Source organism: Actinoplanes sp. NPDC051388 (genome assembly GCF_055586225.1).
Map to the genome: position 1 here is coordinate 340,168 of NZ_JBVJIP010000004.1, position 22,352 is coordinate 362,519.

Below are 22,352 nucleotides of genomic sequence, written 5' to 3' on the forward strand. Positions count from 1 at the left end.
GCCTCGCCCATGCCCGCCGCTCCCCCGCCCGTACGGTCACCCGGAGGTCCCCATGCACCGCGCCGACGCCCTCTTCGACACTCTGTGGCGATTCCGCGGCAGCGACCTGCTGCTCACCGCCGGCCTTCCGCCGCAGATCCGGATCGACGGGCAGCTGCGCCCGGTGGCCGACCACCCGATGCTGACCGGCGCCGACACCGACGCGCTGCTCGCCGAGATGCTGAGCCCGGAGCAGGCCACCCGGTGGGCCGCGGCCAACGAGTACGACTTCTCCTTCACCTGGCGGGACACGGCGCGCATCCGCGGGAATGCCTACCGCCAGCGCGGCGCGACCGCGGTCGCCCTGCGGATGATCCCGGCCGTGGTGCCGACCATGGCGCAGCTCGGCCTGCCCTCGGCTCTGACCGCCTTCGCCCGCCGGCATCAGGGACTGGTGCTGGTGACCGGCCCGACCGGTTCAGGCAAGTCCACCACCCTCGCCTCGGTGATCAATCAGATCAACGAGGAGCGGGCCTGCCACATCGTGACCATCGAGGACCCCATCGAGTACGTGCACCCGCACCGCCGTTCCGCGGTGAGCCAGCGCGAGGTCGGCACGGACACCGACTCGTTCGGCGACGCCCTGCGGGCCGCTCTGCGCGAGGACCCGGACGTGTTGCTGGTCGGCGAGATGCGCGACCTCGAATCGATCCAGTTCGCGCTGACCCTGGCCGAGACCGGCCACCTGGTGTTCGCCACGCTGCACACCAACGACACCTCGCAGGCGCTGGGCCGGATCATCGACGTGTTCCCGGCCCACCAGCAGGCCCAGGTGCGATTCCAGCTGGCCGCGGCCCTCACCGGCATCGTCTACCAGCGGCTGGTTCCCCGCATCGGCGGCGGCATGGTCGGAGCCCACGAGGTGCTGGTCGCGGACACCGCGGTGCGCAACCTGATCAAGGAGGGCAAACACAACCAGCTGCGCAACGCCCTGCTCACCGGGCAGAAGGAAGGCATGCGCACGCTCGAACAGTCGCTGTCCTGGCTGGTCCAGCACGGCGTGGTCAGCCTGGCCGATGCGGCCGCCCGAAGCCTGTACCCGAAGGACATCGAGGCGCAGCCGCGAGTGACGGCGGGGTCCGTCGCATGAGACTGCGCAACCGCTCCGAGCGACCCGGCGCCTCGACCGCCGCGACTACGGCTCAGACACTCACCGCCCCGGCGCGACCGGCTGATCTGACCGTCGAACCGGACGGCACGCGGCTCGGCGAGCTGCTGGTTGCGGCCGGCCTGGCCGAACAGGACCAGATCGTGGCCGCCCTCACCGAAGCACAGCGCGGCGGCGGCAAGCGGGTCGGCCGGCTGCTGATCGACCGGGGGATGGTCACCGAGCGGGACGTGGCCCGGATGCTGGCCGAACGGCACGAGCTCGAAACAGTCGATCTGCGGCAGGTGGCGCCGCAACCGGAAGCAGTGGCCCTGCTCGACGAGGAGACCGCCCGCGCTCTGCTGGCCATCCCGTTGTCCATGGACGCCGCCGGCGTGACCATGGCGGTCGCGGTGCCGTCGGACTCGCTGACACAGACGCTGGCCGCGGCGGCCGCTCGCCCGGTGTCGCTGCGGGTGGCGGCGGAGGCGGAGGTGCTGCGCGCCATCGGCAACGCGTACCGCGCGCTGAGCCGCGTCGGGACGCAGGTGGAGGCGTTCGAGCAACGTGCGAAGGTCCGCCGGGACCTGATTCGCGAGGAGGCGCCGACGGCGGACGAAGACGCCCCCGTGGTGCAGGTCGTTCAACTGGTCCTCACCCAGGCGTTGCGCGACCGTGCGTCCGATGTCCACATCGAGCCGCAGAACGACCGGGTCCGGGTGCGCTTCCGCATCGACGGTGCGCTGCACGACATGCTCGACCTGCCCGGCGCCATGGGCGCGTCGCTGGTCAGCCGGATCAAGATCCTCGGCGGGATGAACATCGTCGAGCGGCGGCGCGCCCAGGACGGCCAGATCAGCACCGAGGTCGAGGGCCGGGCGGTGGACATCCGGGTGTCGACCACGGCCGTCGTGGGCGGGGAGAAGGTCGTCCTGCGGCTGCTGGACAAGAGCCGGCCGCTGTTCGAGCTCGGCAAGCTGGGCATGAACGCCGAGATGACCGCGCGATACTCGGCGCTGCTGCGCTCGCCGTACGGCATGGTGATCTGTGCCGGGCCCACCGGCAGCGGCAAGACCACCACGCTGTACGGGTCGCTCAACGAGATCAACACCCCGGAACGCAACATCATGACGATCGAGGACCCGGTCGAGTACACGTTCCCGTCGATCAATCAGATCCAGATCAACGAGGCCGCCGGCATCACCTTCGCCGGAGGGCTGAAGTCGATCCTGCGGCAGGACCCGGACGTCATCCTGGTGGGCGAGATCCGGGACGTGGAAACCGCCGGCATCGCCGTGCAATCGGCCCTGACCGGCCACTTCGTGTTGTCCTCGCTGCACGCCACGGACACCGTCTCCGCCCTGCACCGGCTGCTCGACATGGGCATCGAGCACTTCCTGGTGGCCTCGTCGGTCACCGCCGTGCTGGCCCAGCGCCTGGTCCGGCGGATCTGCAAGCACTGCACCGAGAGCTATCGGCCGGCGGCGGAGGAGCTGGCGCTGCTCGAGGTGATCGGCGGCGAGGCGCCCGAGGGCGGCTTCATCCGGGGCTCCGGCTGCAATTTCTGCGCCCGCACCGGATTCATGGACCGGGTCGGCGTCTACGAGATGATGCCGGTCAGCGAGACCATCCGCGCCCACATCCTGGCCCGCGCCGGGCACGACGAGATCCGCCGCACCGCACGCGCGGAGGGCATGCACGTGTTGCAGGAGGAGGCGGCCCGCCTGGTGTCGGAAGGTGTCACCACCCCGGCCGAGATTCTGCGCTCGATCTACGTTCCCGGGGAGACGACGCGATGAAGAACATCCTGAAGCTGGAGCTGACCGCCCCGCGCATCAAGCGAGAAGAGGTCATGCACCTGTCGCGGCAGCTCGGCGCCTTCATCACCGCCGGGCTGACCCTGGTGGACGCGGTGCACATCCTCGGCGAGGAGGCCACCAAACCCGCGATCCGCTCGATGATGGCGGAGATCGAGGTCGACCTGCGGCGCGGCGAACGACTGTCGGACTGCCTCGACCGGTACCCGCGCGCCTTCCCGGAGTTCTACCGCGGCATCCTGCGCTCGGCCGAGTTGACCGGCCAGCTCGACACCGTGCTCGGACAGCTCGCCCGCTATCTGGAACGCGACCTCGAGGCCCGCCGCCGGATCATCTCGGCGATGATCTACCCGATCATGATCGCGGTGGTGGGCCTGGTGACCATCGTCGTGCTGGCCGCCTTCGTCCTGCCGCGGTTCCGCGTCTTCTTCGACGATCTCGGCGCGACGCTGCCGTTGCCGACCCGGATCATGCTGGACGTCACGGGCTTCATCACGCAATGGTGGTGGGCGCTGGTGCTGGGCGCGGTGGCGCTGATCGCCGGTCACGTGATCGCCCGCCGGACGACGGGCGGCCGGTACTTCCAGGACAGCCTCCTGCTGCGCATCCCGGTGCTAGGCTCCACGATCCAGTTCACCATGGTCGAGCGGTTCTGCCGCATCCTCGCGTCGATGGTCGGGGCCGGGGTCGCGCTGCCGACCGCGCTGCGGGTGTCCACCGAGTCGTTGCGCAACGCGGTCTTCGTCCGCTCGCTCACCGGCGTGACCGGAGCCGTCCTGGAGGGCGAGGGCCTGGCCGGCCCGCTGGCGGCGACCTCGCTCTTCCCCGGAACCGCGGCCCGGATGATGCGGGTCGGCGAGGAGACCGGCACGCTGGAAACCCAGCTCGAGGTCACCGCCCGCTACTACGAGGGCGAGCTCGAATACAAGATCAAGAAGCTCACCTCGATGTTCGAACCGCTGATGATCATCGTGATGGGCGGCACCGTCGGCTTCGTCGCGGTCGCGCTGATCTCCGCCATGTACGGCATCTTCAACCAGGTGCAGATCTGATGCCCGCCCGGCCCGCGTCCGATCGCGGCGAGACGCTGATCGAGTTGCTCATCGCCCTCAGCGTCATGTCGGTCGCGGTGGTGGCGCTCATCGGCGGCCTCGGCACCGCCATCGTCATGTCCGACGTGCACCGCAAACAGGCGACCGCGCAGACGACGGTGCGCAACTACGCCGAGACGATCACCGCGGCGGTCGGCAGCGGCGGCTATCCCGCCACCTGCGCGCCGGTGGCCGCCGCGTTCACGCCCCCGGCCGGCTTCACCGCTTCGATCGAGTCGCAACGGTACTGGACCGGCTCGGGGTGGAGCGCGTCGTGCGGCGGCGACACCGGCCTGCGCCAGCTCACCCTCAGCGTGCGCAGCGCCGATCAGCGGGCCACCGAGCAACTGGTGGTCGTGGTCCGCAAGCCCTGCGGCCCCGCCGACGGATGGTGCTCGTGAAGACCGCACCGGCGCGCGACGCGGGCTTCACGCTCATCGAGGTGCTCCTCGTCGTGGTGATCCTCGGTCTGATCACGGTGCCACTGGCCGATGCGGTGATCGGCTACTTGCGCAACAGCGACGCCGCCAGCGCGCGAATGGCGCTGTCGCACGACGCGCAGATCAGTGCCGCGTACGTGGCGCGTGACGTCGCCGCCCTCGGAGTCCGCGACCTGACCGCGGCGCCGGGGCCGGACGGCAGCATCCCCTTCAAGCCCTCGATCCAGCTGAACGCCCCCTACGACGAAGGCGGGCAGACCTGCGGCTCGGCCACCACGCCGGAGGCGAAGGTGCGGCTGCTGGCGGACGACTGGAGTTCCACCGGCTCGCACAACCACAGCACCCGCGTGGTCGCCTACTACCTCGCGTCCCGGGATTTGCATCGGCTGCTGTGTGCCGGCGGCACCAGCACCGACGTGGTCATCGCGCACAATGTCGACCCCGGAACCCTGGACGTCACCTGCACCGGACCCTCCACTTGCGACGGCGCGGCGGTTCCGCGGACCGTGACGATCGCCTTCGCGGTCACCCTTTCCAAGGCCGGCACCTTCCCGGTCACCCTGACCGGTGAACGGAGGCAGATGTGATCCGCCCAGCCCCCCGCGACGACGACGGCGCCGCCCTCGTCCTCGTGCTCGTGCTCGTCACGGTCATCGCCGTCGGCCTGGGCGCGTTGCTGTCCTTCGCCGACACCAGTCTGCGGACCACCGTGCACCTTCGCGGCCAGGCGTCCACCGCGGCCGACGCGGACGGCGCGATGCAGGCGGCGATCACCGGCATCCGCAACAGCACTTTCAACGCGGCGACGGGCACCGAGTGCTTCGGCGGAGACGACACGCTCGATCTGCCCGGCTTCAACGGCAGCACGTCCGCCGCCGTGTCGTGCAGCGCCGACCCGGCGACCGTGCTCATCCAGTGCCCGTCACTGACCCAGTGCAATCGGCCCGGCACCGCCATCCTGACGCTCGGCACGATCCCCGGCGAGGACGGCGTGTCGATCAGCCAGCCGAACACGTCGGCGTTCCGGGTGCACGGGGCGGTGTTCTCCCACTCGACCGTCGCCGTGAACGGCGGTTCGCTGACCACGACCGGCGGCTCCGTCTACGCCCGTGGCGCCTGCTCGGGAACGATCACGAGCACGCCGGCGGCGCAGTGCTCGTACAGTGGCGCCAGCCCGCTCGGCACCGACCCGGGTTACGCGCCCGCCGTCACCAGCGTGCCGGCGCTCCAGAAGTTGCCGGCCTGCACCACCGCGAACTCGGTGGTGCGCTTCACGCCGGGTTACTACGACGACGCGGCCGGCCTGTCGGCGATCATGGACGGCAACAGCAGCTGCAAGAACAGCACCTGGTGGTTCCAGCCCGGCACCTACTACTTCGACTTCCACAACTCCGGCGGCAACAGCAACCCCCTGCTGAACTCCGGCGCGAACGTCTGGACGATCGCCGACGGCTACCTGGTGGCCGGGAACCCGGTCGACGCCGGCGGCGCCCGTGTGGCGGCGCCGTCCGTGCCGGCCGCCATCCCCGGCGCGTGCGACAACCCGATCAGCAACAACACCGCGGTCGGGGTGCAGTTCATCTTCGGCGGCGACAGCCAGATGGTGGTGAACAAGGACGGCCAGGCGGAAATCTGCGGCACCTACAGCGCGACCAGACCGCCCGTCGCCGTCTACGGCCTGACGAGCGGAAGTGACGCGGCCGCCGCGATCACCACGAAGGTCACCGGCGTGCCGGCCGCCGGCACCTTCGGCGCGACCGCGACGGCAGCCAACCTCGCCGACGCCGACGCCACCAAGTTCGCCCGCTGGACCAGCGGCAAGCAGAACGACAGCAGCGGCACGGTCACGGTCGACGGCTTCGCCCCGCCCGCGGCCGTACCCGCCGGCTCGGTGCTCAAGAGCGCCACGGTGCGGGTCGTACGCCGCCACGGCGACGTGGCGACCACCGACAGCCTCGGCGTCACCGTCACCCCGTCCGGCGGCACACCGATCAGCGCCGCGCTCACCGGTCGCAAGGGCTCCACGGCATGGCAGACCGACCAGGCCACCCTCGACACCGGTACGGGCGCCATCGCCAAGGCGGTCTACGCCGGCACCTTCACCGGGGCGAGGGTGGCGGTGACCGCCGGCCTGGTCACCAACAAGGACACCGAGGACATCGACACCATCCAGCTCGACCTCACCTACGTGCCCCCCGCGTTGCGCGCCGGAAGCGGCTGCGTGACCACCGGCCCCTACACGACGACCGGCTCGTCGACGACATGCGCGGTGATCACCAACGCCGGAAGCCCGAAGAACCGGTTCTACGTGCAGGGCACGACCTACACCCCCCGCGCGGTGGTGGACGTGACCCTCAACAACATCTCGGAGCAGGTCTTCCGTTTCGGCGTGATCGCCCGCGCCCTGCGGGTCAAGCAGACCGGCAGCTTCTCCTACCTGGGCCCGGTCATCGAGGTGCCGGACGACGCGCCGGGATACGCCTTCGCGGTCTACCTGAGCGCCTACGTCTGCCCGAACGGGGCGAGCACCTGCCCGGCGACCGGGACAGCGAACCTGCGGGCGAAGGTCAGTTTCGTGGACGGCGACCCGTCGAACCCGGTCGCGGGCAGGCGGAAGGTCGTGATCCTCAGCTGGGTGCCGGCCGGCTGAGCGGCAGCGTTTCGGTGCAGACCGTGTCGCAGGCTTGGGGCAGCGTTCAGGCAGGCGACGCCGATGGCGTCCATCACCGGCGACGGGAGCCGCGGCCTCTCCGGTTGCTCCAGCCGGAGGCGGCGAATCCCGCCTCGACAAGTGCGTCGATCAACGCCAGGCGGCGCCGGCGCGGCGAGAAGACGGCGAGCCCGACGCAACTGCCGGCGTGCACCGCGTCGACGAGCGCGCCGAGCTGCCTTTCACGCGGTCAGGTCGAGGACGACTTTCACGCGGTCAGGTCGAGGACGACCTTGATGTCGTCCGGCCGTGCCTCGAGGGCGTCGGCGAAGTTCTCCAGCGGCACCCGGCGGGTGATCAGCCCCTCCAGCCACGCCACGTCGGCCTTCGCCAGCGCGGCCGCCGCGGCGGCGTAGTGGCTCAGGTTCGCATTGACCGAGCCCACGACGACGTCGTTCTCCAGCACCATGTCGCGGTTGGTCGCGCCGACATCCACCGCGATCTTGCGGCCGACCGAGGAGACCCCGGTCAGGCAGACGATGCCGTACGACGCCGTGTTCGCCATCGCGTCGAACACCACGCTCGACACCCCGGTCGCCTCGATGATCACGTCGGGCTTGGCTCGCGCGGTCACCTCACCCATACCGGCCGAGTGGTAGTGGGCGCCCAGCGCCTGCACCACCTCCGGTTTCGGTCCCTCGGTCGCCACGTCGAGGACGTGTACCTCCAGGCCCCGCTGCGTGCCGAGCAACGCCGCCAGCAGCCCGATCGGCCCCGCACCGGTGACCAGGACACTCCTCGGCTCGAACCACGATCGCGCGCCGACCTTCTCGACCTGCTCCCACGCCTTGGCCACCACGGTCGTCGGCTCCATCAGCATGCCGACCCGCTCGAGGCCGGGATCGAGCTTGACCGCGTACCCGGTCTCGACGGTCCACAGCCGGCTGCCGAATCCGTCGATCTCCTTGATGCCGCGCTCGGTGTATCTGCCGTTGCGACACATGTCGAACTCGCCGTGGGCGCACGCCCCGCACGGTTCGGGGTCGGGGCGGCGCACGACCCCGACGACCAGATCACCGGGCGCGAAGCCGGAGTCCGGCGGGGCGGTGCGGACCCGGCCCAGCGACTCGTGACCCAGGACGAGGCGGTCACGGCCGGGCGGTGCCCAGCCGTACTCCCCGGCGACGATCTCCCGGTCGGTGCCGCAGATGCCCAGTGCCAGCCCTTCGACCAGCATCTCCCCCGGGCCGGCCACCGGGTCCGGCACGTCACGGACGTCAGCGGAGTTCCGCACCGACGGGTGGACGGTCAACGCGCGCATGGATGACTCCTCAGCGAGACGGGTGGACGAGTTCGCGTACCCGTCGATCAGGGTGCGAAAACAGCGCGGCCGGGCCGCGCGGTCAGTGCGTTTCGCGGGTTGGCGACGGCGAGCTCAGGTGAGCCGTCTGGGCGGCGACGATTCCCGCGACGCCGAGGGCGGCGAGCAGGAGCAGCGCGACCGTGCCCGGCCCGTCGAGCGCGCCGTCGGTGAGTACCGCATGCCCGACGCCCAGCAGCAGCGCCAGGGACGCGAAGAAGGCGTGCAGGATGCGGGTCGCCTGCGGGGCGACGCTGCTCCCTCGCCGGGCGACGCCCAGGCCGACGACGACCACCAGCGAGATGGTGGCCAGCACCGCCATCCGTGCCCGCGTCGGGCCATCCGGCGAGACCGCGAACAGGACATCCTCCGGGCTGAGCAGCCAGAGCGCCGCGACGTGCGCCAGGACCAGCACGAGTGCCGCCAGCCCCAGCACCCAGTGACCGCGCCAGGCCGCCGGCCGCGACCGGGCCAGGAGCGCCAACAGGGGTTGAAAGGCGATCAGCACCGTGGCCAGGGCGGCGGTGACCGCCGACGCGACGAGGCTGACCGGGCCGGCGCTCAGGTGCGTGCTGGTCACCGTCAGCCACATCAGCACGGCAACGGCGGCGCACAGCAGCAGAGCTGTTCCTCGGGCGATCACCGGATGGTCACCTCGGGCGCAGATTGAGGTCGATCGTGGCCGACGTGTCGTCCAGGTCCACCACGTTCCGGATGAAGACCGAGTCGTATGCGCCGTCGTCATATGCGACATGGATGTTCGGTTCGCCGAACTGCGCCACGGTCGGCGCGGTCTCCACCCGGTACCGTCCCTGAGCATCGGTCCGCACGCTGGTCCGGTTGTCGGACTCACTGCCGGTCCGCGTGGCCAGCCAGATCTGGATGCGTACGTCGAGCAGCGGGCGACAGTCCTCCGCGCTGCGGACGACGCCCTGGATGATGAAGCCGTCGCCGAGATCCTCGCCCTGCGGAGCATCCGGCAGGTAGTTGTTGTCCCCGCCCGGATTGGACCGGGTGACCGGACAGCCGGCGGCCGGCGACGAGGCCGTCGAAGGCGCGGGTGCTGCGGCGGTGTCGGCCCGGCCGCCGACGTTCTCCGCACCGGTGCCCGACAATTCGCTGGTCAGCAGCGCGACGACGACGCCGGCGACCACCAGGACCATGAAGCCGGCCAGCCCGATGCGCCGCAGATTCCTTCCCGTGCCGTCCATGTAACGCTCCTGATCAGCGAATCGTCACCCTTGCCGCGAACCGGCGCGGAGATCGGCCGTTTTCGGCGGACCGTGTCCAGACATGTGTCTTTCCTAGCTCGCGATCCGCGGACCTACAATGCGAAACCTCACGCGACCTTCAGCTATGCGGATGAGGGATGACGGCTATGCGCTTGACGCGTTGGTGTTCCGTCACCGGCCGGTGCACGTTGGATTCAGCACATCGATTCCCGACGAAGGAGTTGTGATGACTGTCAAATCCAAGAAGGACGAGCGACGCGCCTGGAACAAGCCGCGCATCGAGTGCCTGGAGTCCCGGGCCGAGATCTCGGCGTACGTCGGTATCGCCAAGCCGTGGCAGAACCGCTGACCCGAGAGCAGTTCGCGGACGCTTTGCGAGCTCTGGCGCCACGCTACTGGGACCGCCATCCGTTCCATCTGCGTCTGCACGCCGGGACCTGCACGCCGGATGAGGTCCGGTCGTGGGTCGCCAACCGGTGGTACTACCAGAAGATCCTCGCGCGCAAGAACGGCGCGGTGATCGCGGCATGTCCGCTGCCGGACATCCGGCGTCGGTGGCTGGAACGGGTCGTGTTCCACGACGGCACGCGCGACGACGAGGGCGGGCTGGCCGACTGGCTCGTCCTCGCCGACGCGGTCGGGCTGGCTCGCGAGGAGTTGCTGGACGAGCGGCACGTGGTCCGGGGCACGCGGTTCGCGGTGGATGCGTACCTGCACCTCTGCCAGACGCGGCCGTGGACCGAGTCCGCGGCGGCGGCGCTGACCGAGATGTTCTCGCCGGACCTGATGGCCGCCCGGGTGGTGGCCTGGCAGAAGCACTACCCATGGATCAAGCCCGAGGGGTACGCGTATTTCGAACGTCGTATCCCGGTCGTACGCGGTGACGCGGACTGGACGCTCGACGTGGTCCTGACGCACTGCCGCAGTGCGGACGAACAGCAGGCGGCGATCGCGGCACTGGCGTTCAAGTGCGACGTGCTGAACGCGATGCTCGACGCCGTCGACTACCAGGGAGGCATCGAGTGAGACCCGGCCTGGCCCGTGGGGTGCGGCTCGTGCACGATCCGGTGCGCGACTCCGACGCGCTGCTCTATCCGGAAGGCAGCATCCTGCTGGCCGGGCCGGCCCCCGATGTCGTGCGTGCCTGTGACGGCAAGCGGGACATCGAGGGGCTGGTCCAGGTGCTTTCGGCCAGCTTTTCCGGGGTACGGGTGGAGGACGTGACCGCCCTCATCGATGACCTGGTCGAACGGCGGCTGCTCGCCGACGGCGGCGCACCGGTGACGCCGATGCACTGCGCCGGCACCCCGGCCGACGCTTCGCCGATGCCGATCGGCATGGTGGCCGAGCTGACCTACCGCTGTCCGCTCAAATGCGGCTACTGCTCCAATCCCGTGCAGCTCGCGCCGCAACCGGAGCTCACCACGGCACAGTGGATCACCGTTCTGACGCAGGCACGCGATCTGGGCGTGCTCCAGCTGCATCTGTCCGGCGGCGAACCCGTCCTGCGTCCCGACCTGCCCTCACTGATCGCGATCGCGCGGGGGCTGGGCATGTACACCAACCTGATCACCAGTGGCATCGGTGTGACCGAGGCTCGTCTGGCCCGGCTGGTCGATGCCGGGCTCGACCACATCCAGCTCTCCGTGCAGCACGCCGACGCCGAGGCCGCGGACGCGATCGCCGGCCTGCGCGCACACGACCGGAAGATCGCTGTCGCCGGGCTGGTCAAGGCGACCGGGCTCCCGCTGACCATCAACGTCGTGCTGCACGCGGCGAACGTCGACCGGCTGCTGGACATCGCCGGCTTCGCCGCCTCGCTGGGCGCCGAACGGCTCGAGCTGGCGCACACCCAGTACTACGGCTGGGGCCTGCGCAACCGTGCCGCGCTGATGCCGACCTCCGACCAGGTCCGCCGCGCCGGTCTCGCCGCCGCCGAGGCGCACGACCGCTACGGCAGGGACATCGACATCGTGTACGTCGAGCCGGACTACCACACCGGCCGCCCGAAACCGTGCATGAGCGGGTGGGGCAGCCGCCAGTTCTCGGTGTCGCCGACCGGCGCCATGCTGCCCTGCCTGGCCGCCGAACAGTTGCCGGGGCCGCCTCCGCCGAACGTCAGCGAAGCTTCGCTGGCGGACATCTGGTACTCCTCGCAGCTGTTCAACAGGTTCCGTGGCACCGACTGGATGCCGTCGCCGTGCCGCGACTGCGCGCTGCGCGAGATCGACTTCGGCGGCTGCCGCTGCCAGGCGTTCCAGCTCACCGGTGACGCCTCCGCCACCGACCCGGCCTGCACGCTGTCACCGGACCACGACCTGATCGCGTCGGCCGCCGGACCCTCCGAACGACCGGCCATGATCCCGCGCAGATATACGTGAGGATCCGGATCCTCGGCAGCGCGGCGGGAGGCGGGGCTCCACAGTGGAACTGCGCCTGCCCGACCTGCCAGGAGGCGCGCCGGACGGGAACCGACCGGCTCCAGGACTGCGTTGCGGTCAGCGGTGACGGGTCGGCCTGGTATCTGATCAACGCGTCGCCGGACATCCGTACCCAGATCATCGCCGCACCGGATCTCGCACCCGGACCCGGACCGCGGCAGACACCGCTGCGCGGTGTCCTGCTGACCACCGCCGAGCTGGACCACACGCTCGGTCTGCTGAGCCTGCGTGAGGCGACCGCCCTGATTGTGTACGCGACGCGGACCGTGACCGCCGCGCTGACCGAGGCCTTCCCCCTGGCGCCGACCCTGGCGCACTACACCCGGCTGGACTGGCGTGAGCTGCCCGAGCGACTGGACCTGGCGGGCGGCCTGGCCGTCTCCCGCCTGACCGTCGGGCAGAAGCGGCCACGCTACGCGAGCGAGATGCCCGGTGCCGACTGGCAGTCCGCGCTGCGTCTCACCGACACGCGCACCGGGTCGTCGTTCGTCTACGCCACCTGCCTGCCCGCCTGGACGAGCGACTTCGACGACTTCCTCACCGGCGCCGGCGACGTGCTGCTGGACGGCACGTTCGCCACCGACGACGAACTGACCCGCGTCACCGGCCGGCCCGGCAGCGCCCGGTCGATGGGCCACCTGCCGATCGAGGAGTCCCGCCCGCACACCGCGAGCCACCCGCGGACCCGCTTCCACTACGGCCACCTCAACAACACCAACGCCTCCACCGGAACCGACATCGTCACCGACGGCCGGCAGATCTGACGCTCAGCGCTCGGCCACCCGCTCGGCGATCGCGCCGCCGAGCTCGGCCGTCGTGCCGGTGCCGTGCAGGTCGGGGGTCAACGGCGCGCCCTGCGGCCCGAGGGCGAGGATGTCCTCGATCGCGCCGAGCAGATGGGCCGCGGCCTCCGGATGGCCGAGATGTTCGAGCATCATCGACCCGCACCAGATCTGGCCGACCGGGTTGGCGACGCCGCGGCCGGCGATGTCCGGCGCCGAGCCGTGCACCGGCTCGAACAGGCTCGGGTGGTCGCGCTCGGGGTTGATGTTCGCGCTCGGGGCGATGCCCAGCGTGCCGGTGCACGCCGGACCGAGGTCGGAGAGGATGTCGCCGAAGAGGTTGCTGGCGACCACCACGTCGAACCACTCCGGGTGCAGCACGAACTGCGCGGCCAGCGCGTCGATGTGGAACTTGTCCAGCCGCACCTCGGGGAACCGTTCGCCCATCGCAGCCACCCGCTCGTCCCAATAGGGCATCGAGATCGAGATGCCGTTGCTCTTGGTGGCCGAGGTCAGGTGCCGCGCGGAGCGGCGCCGCGCCTGCTCGAACGCGAACCGCAGCACCCGGTCGACGCCGATCCGGGTCATCACCGTCTCCTGCAGCACGGTCTCGCGCTCGGTGCCCTCGAAGATGCGCCCGCCGACGCTCGAATACTCGCCCTCGGTGTTCTCGCGGACCACGACGAAGTCGATGTCACCCGGTTCGCGGCCGGCGAGCGGGCTGCGGACGCCGGGCATCAGGCGGCAGGGGCGCAGGTTCACGTACTGATCGAAGACCCGGCGGAACTGCAGCAGGCTGCCCCACAGCGAGACGTGGTCGGGCACGACCGCGGGCCAGCCCACGGCACCGAAATAGATCGCGTCATATCGCCGCAGGGTCTGCTCCCAGTCGGGCGGGAGCATCGTGCCGTGCCGCTGCCAGTAGTCCGCACTGGCGAAGTCGAAGCTGTCGAACTCGAGCCGCAGATCGAAGCGGGCGGCGGTGGCGCGCAGCGCGTCGAGGCCGGCCGGCATCACCTCGACGCCGATGCCGTCACCGGGGATCACAGCGATGCGATGCGCGCTCATGGCAGCACCCTATCGCATGCTATGGCAAAGCATGAAGCCGCTGTTGACCGATATGCAATAGCAAATTAACGTACTGCCCATGGCCTCCATCCTCATCACCACCGACTACCTGGCCCCGGGCGACGAGGTCGACGGCTATCTTTCCGGACTCGGCTTCGTGACCCGTCATGAACCGATGCGCGGACCACGCCGGGCCGATCAGCTCATCGCCGCTCTCGCCGGTGTCGAGGGTGCGCTGATCGCGAACGAGCCGATGTCGGAGCGGGTGCTGGCGGAGGCACCAAGCCTGCGGGCGATCGCACGCACGGGGGTGGGCTACGACTCGATCGACGTGTCCGCTGCCACCCGGCTCGGCATCAGCGTGAGCAACCTGCCGGGGATCAACGCCAACGCGGTCGCCGAGTACACCATCGGGCTGATGCTCGCGCAGGCCCGCCACCTCGTCCCGATGGCCACCGCGGTCGCCGCCGGCGGCTGGCCCCGCCTCGACGGGCAGGAACTGCGCGGCAAGACCCTCGGACTGATCGGCTGGGGTGCGGTCGCACGGCGGGTGGCGCCGCTCGCCGAGGCGTTCGGCATGACGGTGCTGTGCTCCTCGTCCCGACCGGCCCCGGCGGACGAGGGCACGCCGGTGCGCTTCGCCGGCCTGGACGAGCTGTTGCACGAAGCGGACTACGTCTCCGTCCACACGTCGCTGACCGATCGGACGCGGCACCTCCTCGATGCGGCGGCGCTCGGCCGGATGAAGCCGACCGCCTACCTGATCAACACCGCCCGAGGACCCATCGTCGACGAGACCGCCCTCGCCGACGCCGTCCGGGGCGGCCGGATCGCCGGGGCGGCACTGGACGTCGCCGGTGTCGAGCCGGTGCCGGCGGACAGCGTGCTGCGCGGTGTCGACGGCATCACCATCTACTCCCACATGGCCGGTCAAACCGCCGAGGCGCGGCGCGACGCCGGCCTCGAAGGCGCCCGCGAGCTGGTGGCGGCCCTCGACGGCAAACCCGCCTCGTCCGTCAACGCGCACCTGATCACCGCGCCCCGCCCTCGCCCGCCGCTGAGAGGGTGAGCCAGGGCCGTCGGGGCAGCGGTCCCTATCGGATGGTGATGGGGTTGACGATGTCGGCGGTCAGTGTCAGCAGCGTGAAGGCGCCGCCGATCAGGATGACCGTGTAGGTCATCGGCATCATCTTGAGATAGTTCACCCGGCCCGGGTCGGGCCGGCCCAGCCGCGCGGCGACCCAGGAACGGGCCCGCTCGAACCAGGCGATGGCGATGTGACCGCCGTCGAGCGGCAACAGCGGCAGCAGGTTGAAGAAGCCCATGAACACGTTCAGCCCGATGAAGATCATCAACACGGTCGACCAGAGGCCGAGCGAGGCCGCCTCCCCGCCGATCAGGCTGACCCCGACCACGCTGATCGGCGTGTTCGGGTCGCGCTCAGCACCGGTGATCGAGTGCCAGAGAGCGGGAATCTTCGACGGGATCCGCTTGGCCGACTCGTAGGTCTGCCCGACCATCCAGCCGGAATAGGTCACGGTCGCCCCGACGGCGCCGGCCGGGCCGAAGGTCACCTCGCGAGGGGCGGAGATGTGCAGGCCGACGCCCAGAGCGGCCACGGTGGCGACCGGGCCGGCCGGGTCGTCCAGCGGCGGGCGCCGCACCGCGCTCAGGTCGGCGCGCACCACGGCGGGCTGCCCGTCGCGGGTGTAAGCCACCTCCGCCGGGCCAGGCCGGGTCTGCCGGACGACCCGCAGCATGTCGGCGTAGTTCGCGATCGGCACCCCGTTGACGGCGGTGAGCACGTCACCGGTGCGCAGCCCCGCCGTCCTGGCCGGCGCGACCGGGTCGGCGGGGGTGCAGGCCCGCGCGGCGTCCGGGGTGACGCAGTCGCCGATCGTGATCGCGGCCGGCTCCGCGGCCAGGTCGGCCTCGCTCTGCGGGTAGTCGAGATTGGGCACACCGACGTACGCGGCGGCGAACCAGAGCGTCACGACGGCCAGGGCGAACTGCACCATGACTCCGGAGACCATGACGACGGTGCGTTTCCACACCGGGAACCTCCACATCGCCCGGTGCTGGTCCGCCGGGTCGACGTCGTCGTCCGGGGTCATCCCGACGATCTTGCAGAATCCGCCGAGCGGAATCGCCTTGAGCCCGTACTCGGTCCCGCCGCGACGCCACGAGACGATCGTCGGCCCGTACCCCACGAAGTATTGGGTGACCCGCATCCCGAAGCGCTTCGCGCTGAGCAGGTGCCCCGCCTCGTGCAGGCTCACCGAGACGAGAATGGCCAGCGCGAAGGCAACCGTGAACAACACCCTCACCATCACAGCGCAGAACGGTACCGGACTCGCACGACCCTGTCGGGACGGCCGAGATCCCGCAGGCCGGCCTTTTCCGACGGCTCAGCGCCGGGCGACGTTCACCGCAGGCCGGACGGACGTCAGGTGTCTTCGTCACGGCGCTTCCCGCAAGGCTGCCATCCCGGCCTGCGCGTCCTCCACCGCGATGCGCTCGGCGGTGGCGGGGTCCCGTTCGCGAAGCGCGCGCACCAGGGCGCGATGGCTGGTGTACCGCTCCAGCCCGAACGTGTTGTCCTTCGCCACCCGCTGCAGCACGATCTCGCGCTTCTCGGGGCGGGTGAACACCCGGCTCTGCTCCAGCATCCGGATCAGGACCGGGTTGTGCGCACACGCGTCCACGGTGTCGTTGAACTGTTGCATGGTGTCGAGCAGCTCGGTGAGGTGCCGCCGCGACGACTCGCCGCGCGCCAGCCGCTGCTTGACGAGGATCAGCAGGTCGTCGGCACGGTCGAGGATCGCATCCAGGGCATCCAGCTGGGCTCCGGTGGCGTGCCGGGCGGCGAAACGGGCGACCAGACCGCGCAGGCCGATCTCCACCTCGACGAGGTCGTCGATGGCGGTGTCGCGGATGGTGGCCACCAGCATCGTCCGCGGCCCGATCCGCTCGACCAGCCCGTCCAGCTCCAGCCGGCGCAGCGCCTCACGGACCGGCGTGGGACTGATCGACAACCGCTCGGCCACACCGCGCTCGGTCACCTTCTCCCCCTGCGCGAGCTCGCCGGCGGCGATGGCGGAGCGGACATGACGGTACGCCCGGTCGGCGAGCGTCTCGGTGGCAGCCATGACGAAACTTTAGCGCCTGCCATGGCCAAGCCCACTAGCAACCCCGTGAGACTTTTGCTACAGCAAATGGTCGCTTGTCCGTCCCGCGCCCGCGAAGGTCAGCTCCTTGGCCGCCGTACGGAGCATGGTGCGCAGCCAGCGGTGGGTCGGGTCGGAGTCCATGCGCGCATGCCAGATCATCCCGTACGGAAATGCCTCGAAGACCTCCGGAGGTTCGACCAGCCGCAACCGCGGATCGCCCTGGTGCAGTTCCGCCAACCGGCGCGGGATCGACGCCACCAGAGCCGTCCCGGGCAGAGCGGCGATGGCCGCGCCGAAGTGCGTCACCCGCACGGCAGCCGTGCGGGCCTGGCCGATGTTCTGCAACCACCGTTCGATCATGGGCTGTTCCTGCGAGATCAGGGTGATCACCACATGGCGGGCGGCCAGGTAGTCGGCCAGCGAGAAGCCGTCCTGGACGGGGTGGTCGCGATCCACCACGCAGACCAAGTCGTCGGTGAACAACTGCTCCCAGCGCAACGGGGTGGGTGGGCGCATCACGGACAGGGCGATGTCGGCCCGGCCTCTCTCGAGGTCCGCGTAGCTGTCCTGGTCCCGCTGCTCGACGCGGATCTCCAGGTCGGGCGCCGCCAGGAACAGCTGCGGCAGCAGGTGCGGGCCCAGGGTCGCGGTCGTGTAGTCGGTGCCGATGATGCGTACGATGCCGGTGGCCGTGGACGGATCGAAGTTCTGGCCGGTGACCAGATTCTCCAGCCGCGGCAGCAGGAGCGCGAGTTCGCTCAGCACCTCCTGCGCCCGCAGGGTGAGTTCGTAGTCGCTGCCGGAACGCACCAGGAGCTCGTCGCCGAACTGCGCGCGCAAGCGCTGCAACGTGCGGCTCATCGAGGACTGGCTGAGGTGGAACCGCTCGGCCGCCCGGGACACGTGCCGTTCATCGAGCAGCACATAGAGGGCACGCAGCTCCTGTAGCAAGCCAAGATCGCTATGCGGCATGCGCATAGTATGCATGCGCTTTTCGCGTTGGCGGTCCGGTGCCGGCGCGGGCAGATTGACGAGCATGCTTCGCCCACTCGAGTCAATGTCTCTCGGCGTGGCCGCCCTGGCGGTGTCCGCCGGACTGCTTCTCGCCTCTGTGCCGACCGTACGCCAGCAGTCGGAACCGCTGTCGCTGGCGACGGAATCGCTGTCGCTCGTGGTGGACCTCGACTGTCCGTACGCCAACCGCCTCGTCGTCTCCGCGCCTGACCGCGTCGGGCCCGCCTGAGCCTGAAGGGCCCGTGCCATGCATCGGCTCCCTACCACCAGAATCTCCGACAGGGCCTCGATGACGGTTCGCGACGCCCCCCGCGCCGGCTCGTTGGCCGCCGCCCTCGTGCTGGCGTTCGGGCTGGCCGCGTGCGGCGACGACGAGAGCACGCTCCCACCGGCGCCACGTGCGCCGAGCGCCTCGGGTTCGACGGGCTCCAGCACGCCACCGTCCGGAGCGCCGAGCGCCTCCGGCCCGTCCACGTCCGCCACCGCGGGGATCGTCGACACCGCGAACGCTTTCCTCGCCGCCCTCAGCGAGCAGGAGCGTGACAGCGTGCTGTTCGACCGCGACGACCGGGAGCAGAAGCAGCGCTGGTCCAACCTGCCGCAAGGCGTGTTCGACCGGGCGGGCCTGATGATCGGCGACCTCGAGCAGGGCAAGGTCGATGCCTTCCTCGCGATGATGCGGGCCACCATGAGCCCCGAGGGCTACAACCGGGTGATCGACGAGTGGGCGGCCGACGATGCGCTGTCCTCCCGCCGCGGCGGGAGCATCGGCCGGCAGTACTACTGGCTCGCGATCGTCGGAGAACCGTCGCCGACCGAACCGTGGCAGTGGCAGTTCGGCGGCCACCACCTCTCGGTCAACGCCACCATCGAGGGCGGCGCCCTGTCGATGACGCCCAGCTTCCTCGGCGCCGAGCCGGCCACCTACGACGCGGACGGGAACTCCGTCCGCCCGCTCGGTGACATCACCGACCAGGCGTTCGCGCTGGTCAACTCGCTGAACGGCGGCCTGCGGCAGCGGGCCGTGCTGGGCACCGAGCCGATCGACCTGGTGCTGGGCGCGGGACAGGACTGCCGGACCATCCCTCCCGAAGGGCTGCCCGGCTCGGCGATGACGGCCGCCCAGCAAACCGCGTTCCTCGCGCTGCTCGGCAAGTACGGCGGACTGGGCAATGCCCAGCACGCCGCCGCCCGGCAGGCGCAGCTGGAAGCCGACCTCGCCGGCACCCACTTCGCCTGGTACGGACCGACCACGCCGGGCAGCGCCGCGTACTTCCGGATCACCGGGCCGCACGTGGTCATCGAGTACTCCCCGCAGGCCATGGGCGGCGATCCGGAGAACCACATCCACGGCATCTACCGCGATCCCACCAACGACTACGGCGGCACGGTCTGCTGATGAGCCGTCGCGCCCTGATCATCCGCCGGGCCACCGGTGCGGCCTTGCTCCTGCCGATCGGCCTGGTGATCGGTGTGCTGCTGCCGGCCGGTTCCGCCGCGGCGCACCCACTCGACGCCTACCTCCAGGCGGCCTATCTGACCCCGGCGCCGGCCACGATCGGCGTCGACCTCGACATCTCGCCCGGCGTGCTCGTCGCGCCCGATGCCCTTGCCGACCTGGATTCCGACGACAACCGGCAGATCAGCGAGACCGAGGCCCACGCGTACGGCGAGCGCGTCCTCGGACGCCTCCAGCTCCGCGCGGACGACCTGCCGCTGCGCATCGTCCTGACCGATGTGGACATGCCGTCCTACCTGACCATCCAGGCCGGCTACGGCGTCGTCCGGCTGCACGCCCGGGCCGACGGCGCACCGTCCAGCGGCGGCGAGCACGAACTCTTCTTCCGCAACGACAACGCCCCCAAGGGTGCGACCTACCAGGTGAACGCCGTCAGTGGCGCCCGCACGCCCGTCGTGCTCGGCGCCCAGCAGCGTGACGCGGTGCAGCAGCAGAGCCGCGTCACCTATCGCATCGGCCCCGGCGCGCCGGCCGCGCCCTCCGACGCGGCCGGTGCCGCGCCCCCGGCTGATGCCGGCCGGCTCGCCGGCCTGCTCGAGTCCCCGACGCTGTCGCTGACCGTGGTGCTCCTCGCGATCGGCTTCGCCGCCCTGCTCGGAGCCCTGCACGCGCTCACGCCCGGCCACGCGAAAACGCTGATGGCCGCCTACCTCGTCGGGAGCGGTGGCACGACCCGCAACGCCGTCGCCCTCGGCGCGGTCATCACCTTCACCCACACCGCCTCGGTCATCGTCATCGGCCTGGTCGCCCTGTTCGCAAGCCGGTTCCTCGTGCCCGGAGTCCTGGTGCCTGCCCTGGAAACAGTCTCCGGCGTCCTGGTCCTCGTGATCGGGTTGCAGTTGATCAGGCGACGCCGGCCCGCCGCCCGAGCCCGGCCGCCGGCGCCCGAGCACCATCCAGACCAAGCGCTGGTGCACGCCGGCGTGGCTCACGGGCACAGCCACGACGACCATCACCATGAGGCCGGCGGCGTCCCGCACAGCCATGGCGGGCGGTCGCACACGCACACACTCCCGGCCGGCGGCATCACCCCGCGCAATCTGATCGCCATGGGAGTTTCCGGCGGACTCGTGCCGTGTCCCGAGGCCCTCGGCGTGATGGTCCTCGCGGTCGGCGTCAATCGCACCGTTCTCGGCCTCAGCCTGATCCTTTCCTTCAGCGTCGGCCTCGCCGCGGTCCTCATCGGACTCGGCATCATTCTCGTCCGATCTCGCCACCTTCTCAGCCGTTTCGAACGCCTCGGCACCCGGTGGCGAACCAATATTCCACTCGCCAGCGCCGCGGTGGTCACCGCGCTCGGCGCCGGGCTGCTCCTGAGTGGCCTGAACAGCGGTTTCCCGCTGCTTTCCTAAGCCTTTCACGCATTGGTCCGGGCTCTCCGGGCACACGACGCCGCCACGGCCGAGCGCCTCGCACTGGAGGATGCGCGAGGCGGCCTCGAAGCGTTGCGGAATTCATCTCCGCTGCCCTCGACCGAGGAGAACCTGTGATCACGTACGCCTCACCGCCGCGAATCACCGCCGCTGCTCTGACCGTCCTGTTCCTCGCCGGCTGCACCGCCGGCGGCGCTGACGATCCCCCTCCCACGGCCTCGCCGCCGGCCGCGTCCTTCTCGCCGGCCACGCCGCCGCCCGCTGCTTCCTCGGGCTCGCCGGCGCGCACGCCCGACCTGACCGCGCCCGAGGAGATCGCCACCGGCATCGAGGTGCCGTGGGGCCTGACCTTCCTGCCCGGCGGCGACGCCCTGGTCACCGAACGAGGCACCGGACGCATCCTGCGCATCGGGCCGGGCGGCCGCGAACCCCGCCTGGTCCGCGAGATCCCCGGCGTGGTCGTGCTGACCGAGGGCGGCCTGCTCGGCCTCGACCTCTCCCCCGGCTTCGCCCAGGACAACCGGGTGTACGCCTACTACACCACCGCCGATGACGCCCGGATCGCCCGGTTCCGGCTCGACGGCGACGAAGCTCCGGAAGTGCTGCTCACGCTCCCGCGCGGGCGGGGGCACAGCGGCGGGCGCATCGCGTTCGGCCCGGACGGCATGCTCTACGCCACGGTGGGCGACGGCACCTTCACCGATCGCGGACAGGACATGTCCAGCCTCAACGGCAAGATCTTGCGCCTCACCCCGGACGGCGCCCGGGCGCCGGGCAACCCGTTCCCGGGCTCCCCCGTCTACAGCCTCGGCCACCGCAACCCGCAGGGCATCGCCTGGGACGCCGACGGCCGGATGTACGCCGCCGAGTTCGGCCAGGACGCCCTCGACGAGATCAACCTGATCGAAGCCGGCCACAACTACGGGTGGCCGATCGTCGAGGGCACCGGCGACACCGCGAACGGCCGCTTCACCAACCCCTTGCGCACGTGGACCACTGCCGAGGCATCACCGTCCGGCATCACCATCGCCGGCGACACCCTCTACATGGCCGCCCTCCGGGGCGAGCGACTGTGGACGATCCCGCTCCTCGGGGACGGGCGTCTCGGCGAGCCGACGGCCCAGCTGTCCGGACGCTACGGCCGGCTCCGCACGGTGGAGGTCGCCCCCGACGGCGCGCTCTGGCTCACCACGTCCAACCGTCAGCGCAGCGGCAACGCGCGCGACGGCGACGACCGCGTCCTGCGCTTCCCCGCCCGTTGACGACAAG

The 22,352-nt window shown here is 70.6% G+C and carries 22 protein-coding genes; 15 read left to right on the plus strand and 7 right to left on the minus strand.

The window, feature by feature from the left end; translation table 11 throughout:
• The first annotated feature begins 52 nt into the window (after positions 1-52).
• The 6 genes from ACZ6TI_RS13330 to ACZ6TI_RS13355 are packed head-to-tail and all read left to right on the plus strand — an operon-like array spanning position 53 to position 7,124.
• Positions 53-1,129 carry a type IV pilus twitching motility protein PilT gene (locus ACZ6TI_RS13330; RefSeq protein ID WP_465345284.1) on the plus strand — a complete coding sequence of 359 codons (1,077 nt, stop codon included), beginning with the start codon at positions 53-55 and terminating at the stop codon, positions 1,127-1,129.
• Positions 1,126-2,925 (plus strand): GspE/PulE family protein, encoded by a 1,800-nt coding sequence (locus ACZ6TI_RS13335; protein ID WP_465345285.1) that lies wholly within the window; start codon positions 1,126-1,128, stop codon positions 2,923-2,925. The genes ACZ6TI_RS13330 and ACZ6TI_RS13335 overlap by 4 nt, the downstream gene beginning before the upstream one ends.
• Positions 2,922-3,995 carry a type II secretion system F family protein gene (locus ACZ6TI_RS13340; RefSeq protein WP_465345286.1) on the plus strand — a complete coding sequence of 358 codons (1,074 nt, stop codon included), beginning with the start codon at positions 2,922-2,924 and terminating at the stop codon, positions 3,993-3,995. The genes ACZ6TI_RS13335 and ACZ6TI_RS13340 overlap by 4 nt, the downstream gene beginning before the upstream one ends.
• On the plus strand, positions 3,995-4,435 hold the full coding sequence (locus ACZ6TI_RS13345; protein ID WP_465345287.1) for a type IV pilus modification PilV family protein: 441 nt from the start codon (positions 3,995-3,997) through the stop codon (positions 4,433-4,435). The genes ACZ6TI_RS13340 and ACZ6TI_RS13345 overlap by 1 nt, the downstream gene beginning before the upstream one ends.
• Positions 4,432-5,061 carry a prepilin-type N-terminal cleavage/methylation domain-containing protein gene (locus ACZ6TI_RS13350; RefSeq protein ID WP_465345288.1) on the plus strand — a complete coding sequence of 210 codons (630 nt, stop codon included), beginning with the start codon at positions 4,432-4,434 and terminating at the stop codon, positions 5,059-5,061. The genes ACZ6TI_RS13345 and ACZ6TI_RS13350 overlap by 4 nt, the downstream gene beginning before the upstream one ends.
• Positions 5,058-7,124 (plus strand): hypothetical protein, encoded by a 2,067-nt coding sequence (locus ACZ6TI_RS13355; RefSeq protein ID WP_465345289.1) that lies wholly within the window; start codon positions 5,058-5,060, stop codon positions 7,122-7,124. The genes ACZ6TI_RS13350 and ACZ6TI_RS13355 overlap by 4 nt, the downstream gene beginning before the upstream one ends.
• 268 nt (positions 7,125-7,392) lie before the next feature.
• On the opposite strand, the gene ACZ6TI_RS13360 is transcribed toward ACZ6TI_RS13355, so the two are convergent.
• The 3 genes from ACZ6TI_RS13360 to ACZ6TI_RS13370 all read right to left on the minus strand — a co-directional run bounded on the left by ACZ6TI_RS13360 (position 7,393) and on the right by ACZ6TI_RS13370 (position 9,695).
• Positions 7,393-8,445, minus strand: coding sequence for a glucose 1-dehydrogenase (locus ACZ6TI_RS13360; RefSeq protein ID WP_465345290.1), 1,053 nt, complete (start codon positions 8,443-8,445; stop codon positions 7,393-7,395).
• A gap of 82 nt (positions 8,446-8,527) precedes the next feature.
• Entirely contained in the window at positions 8,528-9,127 is a 600-nt protein-coding gene (locus tag ACZ6TI_RS13365) for a hypothetical protein (RefSeq protein ID WP_465345291.1), read from the minus strand.
• A gap of 7 nt (positions 9,128-9,134) precedes the next feature.
• The gene (locus ACZ6TI_RS13370; protein WP_465345292.1) at positions 9,135-9,695 is read right to left on the minus strand and encodes a hypothetical protein; all 561 of its coding nucleotides are present in this window, start codon (positions 9,693-9,695) and stop codon (positions 9,135-9,137) included.
• A gap of 247 nt (positions 9,696-9,942) precedes the next feature.
• On the opposite strand from ACZ6TI_RS13370, the gene ACZ6TI_RS13375 reads away from it, so the two are divergent.
• Genes ACZ6TI_RS13375 through pqqB form a run of 4 tightly spaced genes read left to right on the plus strand, consistent with a single transcriptional unit; the run spans position 9,943 to position 12,921 of the window.
• Complete coding sequence (locus ACZ6TI_RS13375) at positions 9,943-10,065, plus strand: hypothetical protein (RefSeq protein WP_465345293.1); 123 nt, start codon at positions 9,943-9,945, stop codon at positions 10,063-10,065.
• Positions 10,050-10,742 carry a pyrroloquinoline-quinone synthase PqqC gene (pqqC, locus tag ACZ6TI_RS13380; protein WP_465345294.1) on the plus strand — a complete coding sequence of 231 codons (693 nt, stop codon included), beginning with the start codon at positions 10,050-10,052 and terminating at the stop codon, positions 10,740-10,742. The genes ACZ6TI_RS13375 and pqqC overlap by 16 nt, the downstream gene beginning before the upstream one ends.
• The gene (gene pqqE, locus ACZ6TI_RS13385; RefSeq protein ID WP_465345295.1) at positions 10,739-12,097 is read left to right on the plus strand and encodes a pyrroloquinoline quinone biosynthesis protein PqqE; all 1,359 of its coding nucleotides are present in this window, start codon (positions 10,739-10,741) and stop codon (positions 12,095-12,097) included. The genes pqqC and pqqE overlap by 4 nt, the downstream gene beginning before the upstream one ends.
• Complete coding sequence (gene pqqB / locus ACZ6TI_RS13390; protein ID WP_465345296.1) at positions 12,094-12,921, plus strand: pyrroloquinoline quinone biosynthesis protein PqqB; 828 nt, start codon at positions 12,094-12,096, stop codon at positions 12,919-12,921. Before pqqE ends, pqqB begins: the two co-directional genes overlap by 4 nt.
• Positions 12,922-12,924: 3 nt before the next feature.
• Here the strand turns inward: pqqB and ACZ6TI_RS13395 are convergent, their stop codons facing one another.
• On the minus strand, positions 12,925-14,007 hold the full coding sequence (locus ACZ6TI_RS13395; protein ID WP_465345297.1) for a tartrate dehydrogenase: 1,083 nt from the start codon (positions 14,005-14,007) through the stop codon (positions 12,925-12,927).
• Between the two features lie 79 nt (positions 14,008-14,086).
• Between ACZ6TI_RS13395 and ACZ6TI_RS13400 the strand changes: the two genes are divergently transcribed.
• Entirely contained in the window at positions 14,087-15,076 is a 990-nt protein-coding gene (locus ACZ6TI_RS13400) for a phosphoglycerate dehydrogenase (RefSeq protein ID WP_465345298.1), read from the plus strand.
• 25 nt (positions 15,077-15,101) lie between these two features.
• Here ACZ6TI_RS13400 and ACZ6TI_RS13405 read toward each other — a convergent pair whose 3' ends face one another.
• From ACZ6TI_RS13405 to ACZ6TI_RS13415, 3 genes are all read right to left on the minus strand, one after another.
• Positions 15,102-16,337 carry a M50 family metallopeptidase gene (locus tag ACZ6TI_RS13405; protein ID WP_465345453.1) on the minus strand — a complete coding sequence of 412 codons (1,236 nt, stop codon included), beginning with the start codon at positions 16,335-16,337 and terminating at the stop codon, positions 15,102-15,104.
• Between the two features lie 129 nt (positions 16,338-16,466).
• Complete coding sequence (locus ACZ6TI_RS13410; protein ID WP_465345299.1) at positions 16,467-17,156, minus strand: GntR family transcriptional regulator; 690 nt, start codon at positions 17,154-17,156, stop codon at positions 16,467-16,469.
• Between the two features lie 57 nt (positions 17,157-17,213).
• Positions 17,214-18,215: a LysR family transcriptional regulator gene (locus tag ACZ6TI_RS13415; protein WP_465345300.1), complete on the minus strand. Its 1,002-nt coding sequence runs from the start codon at positions 18,213-18,215 to the stop codon at positions 17,214-17,216.
• Positions 18,216-18,246: 31 nt separating this feature from the next.
• On the opposite strand from ACZ6TI_RS13415, the gene ACZ6TI_RS13420 reads away from it, so the two are divergent.
• The 4 genes from ACZ6TI_RS13420 (at position 18,247) to ACZ6TI_RS13435 (ending at position 22,345) form a co-directional block, all read left to right on the plus strand.
• Positions 18,247-18,420: a hypothetical protein gene (locus tag ACZ6TI_RS13420; protein ID WP_465345301.1), complete on the plus strand. Its 174-nt coding sequence runs from the start codon at positions 18,247-18,249 to the stop codon at positions 18,418-18,420.
• Between the two features lie 60 nt (positions 18,421-18,480).
• Entirely contained in the window at positions 18,481-19,590 is a 1,110-nt protein-coding gene (locus ACZ6TI_RS13425) for a DUF3500 domain-containing protein (RefSeq protein ID WP_465345302.1), read from the plus strand.
• The gene (locus tag ACZ6TI_RS13430) at positions 19,590-21,062 is read left to right on the plus strand and encodes a HoxN/HupN/NixA family nickel/cobalt transporter (protein WP_465345303.1); all 1,473 of its coding nucleotides are present in this window, start codon (positions 19,590-19,592) and stop codon (positions 21,060-21,062) included. Before ACZ6TI_RS13425 ends, ACZ6TI_RS13430 begins: the two co-directional genes overlap by 1 nt.
• Before the next feature lie 134 nt (positions 21,063-21,196).
• Positions 21,197-22,345, plus strand: a complete 1,149-nt coding sequence (locus ACZ6TI_RS13435; RefSeq protein ID WP_465345304.1) for a PQQ-dependent sugar dehydrogenase — start codon at positions 21,197-21,199, stop codon at positions 22,343-22,345.
• Positions 22,346-22,352 lie beyond the last annotated feature (7 nt).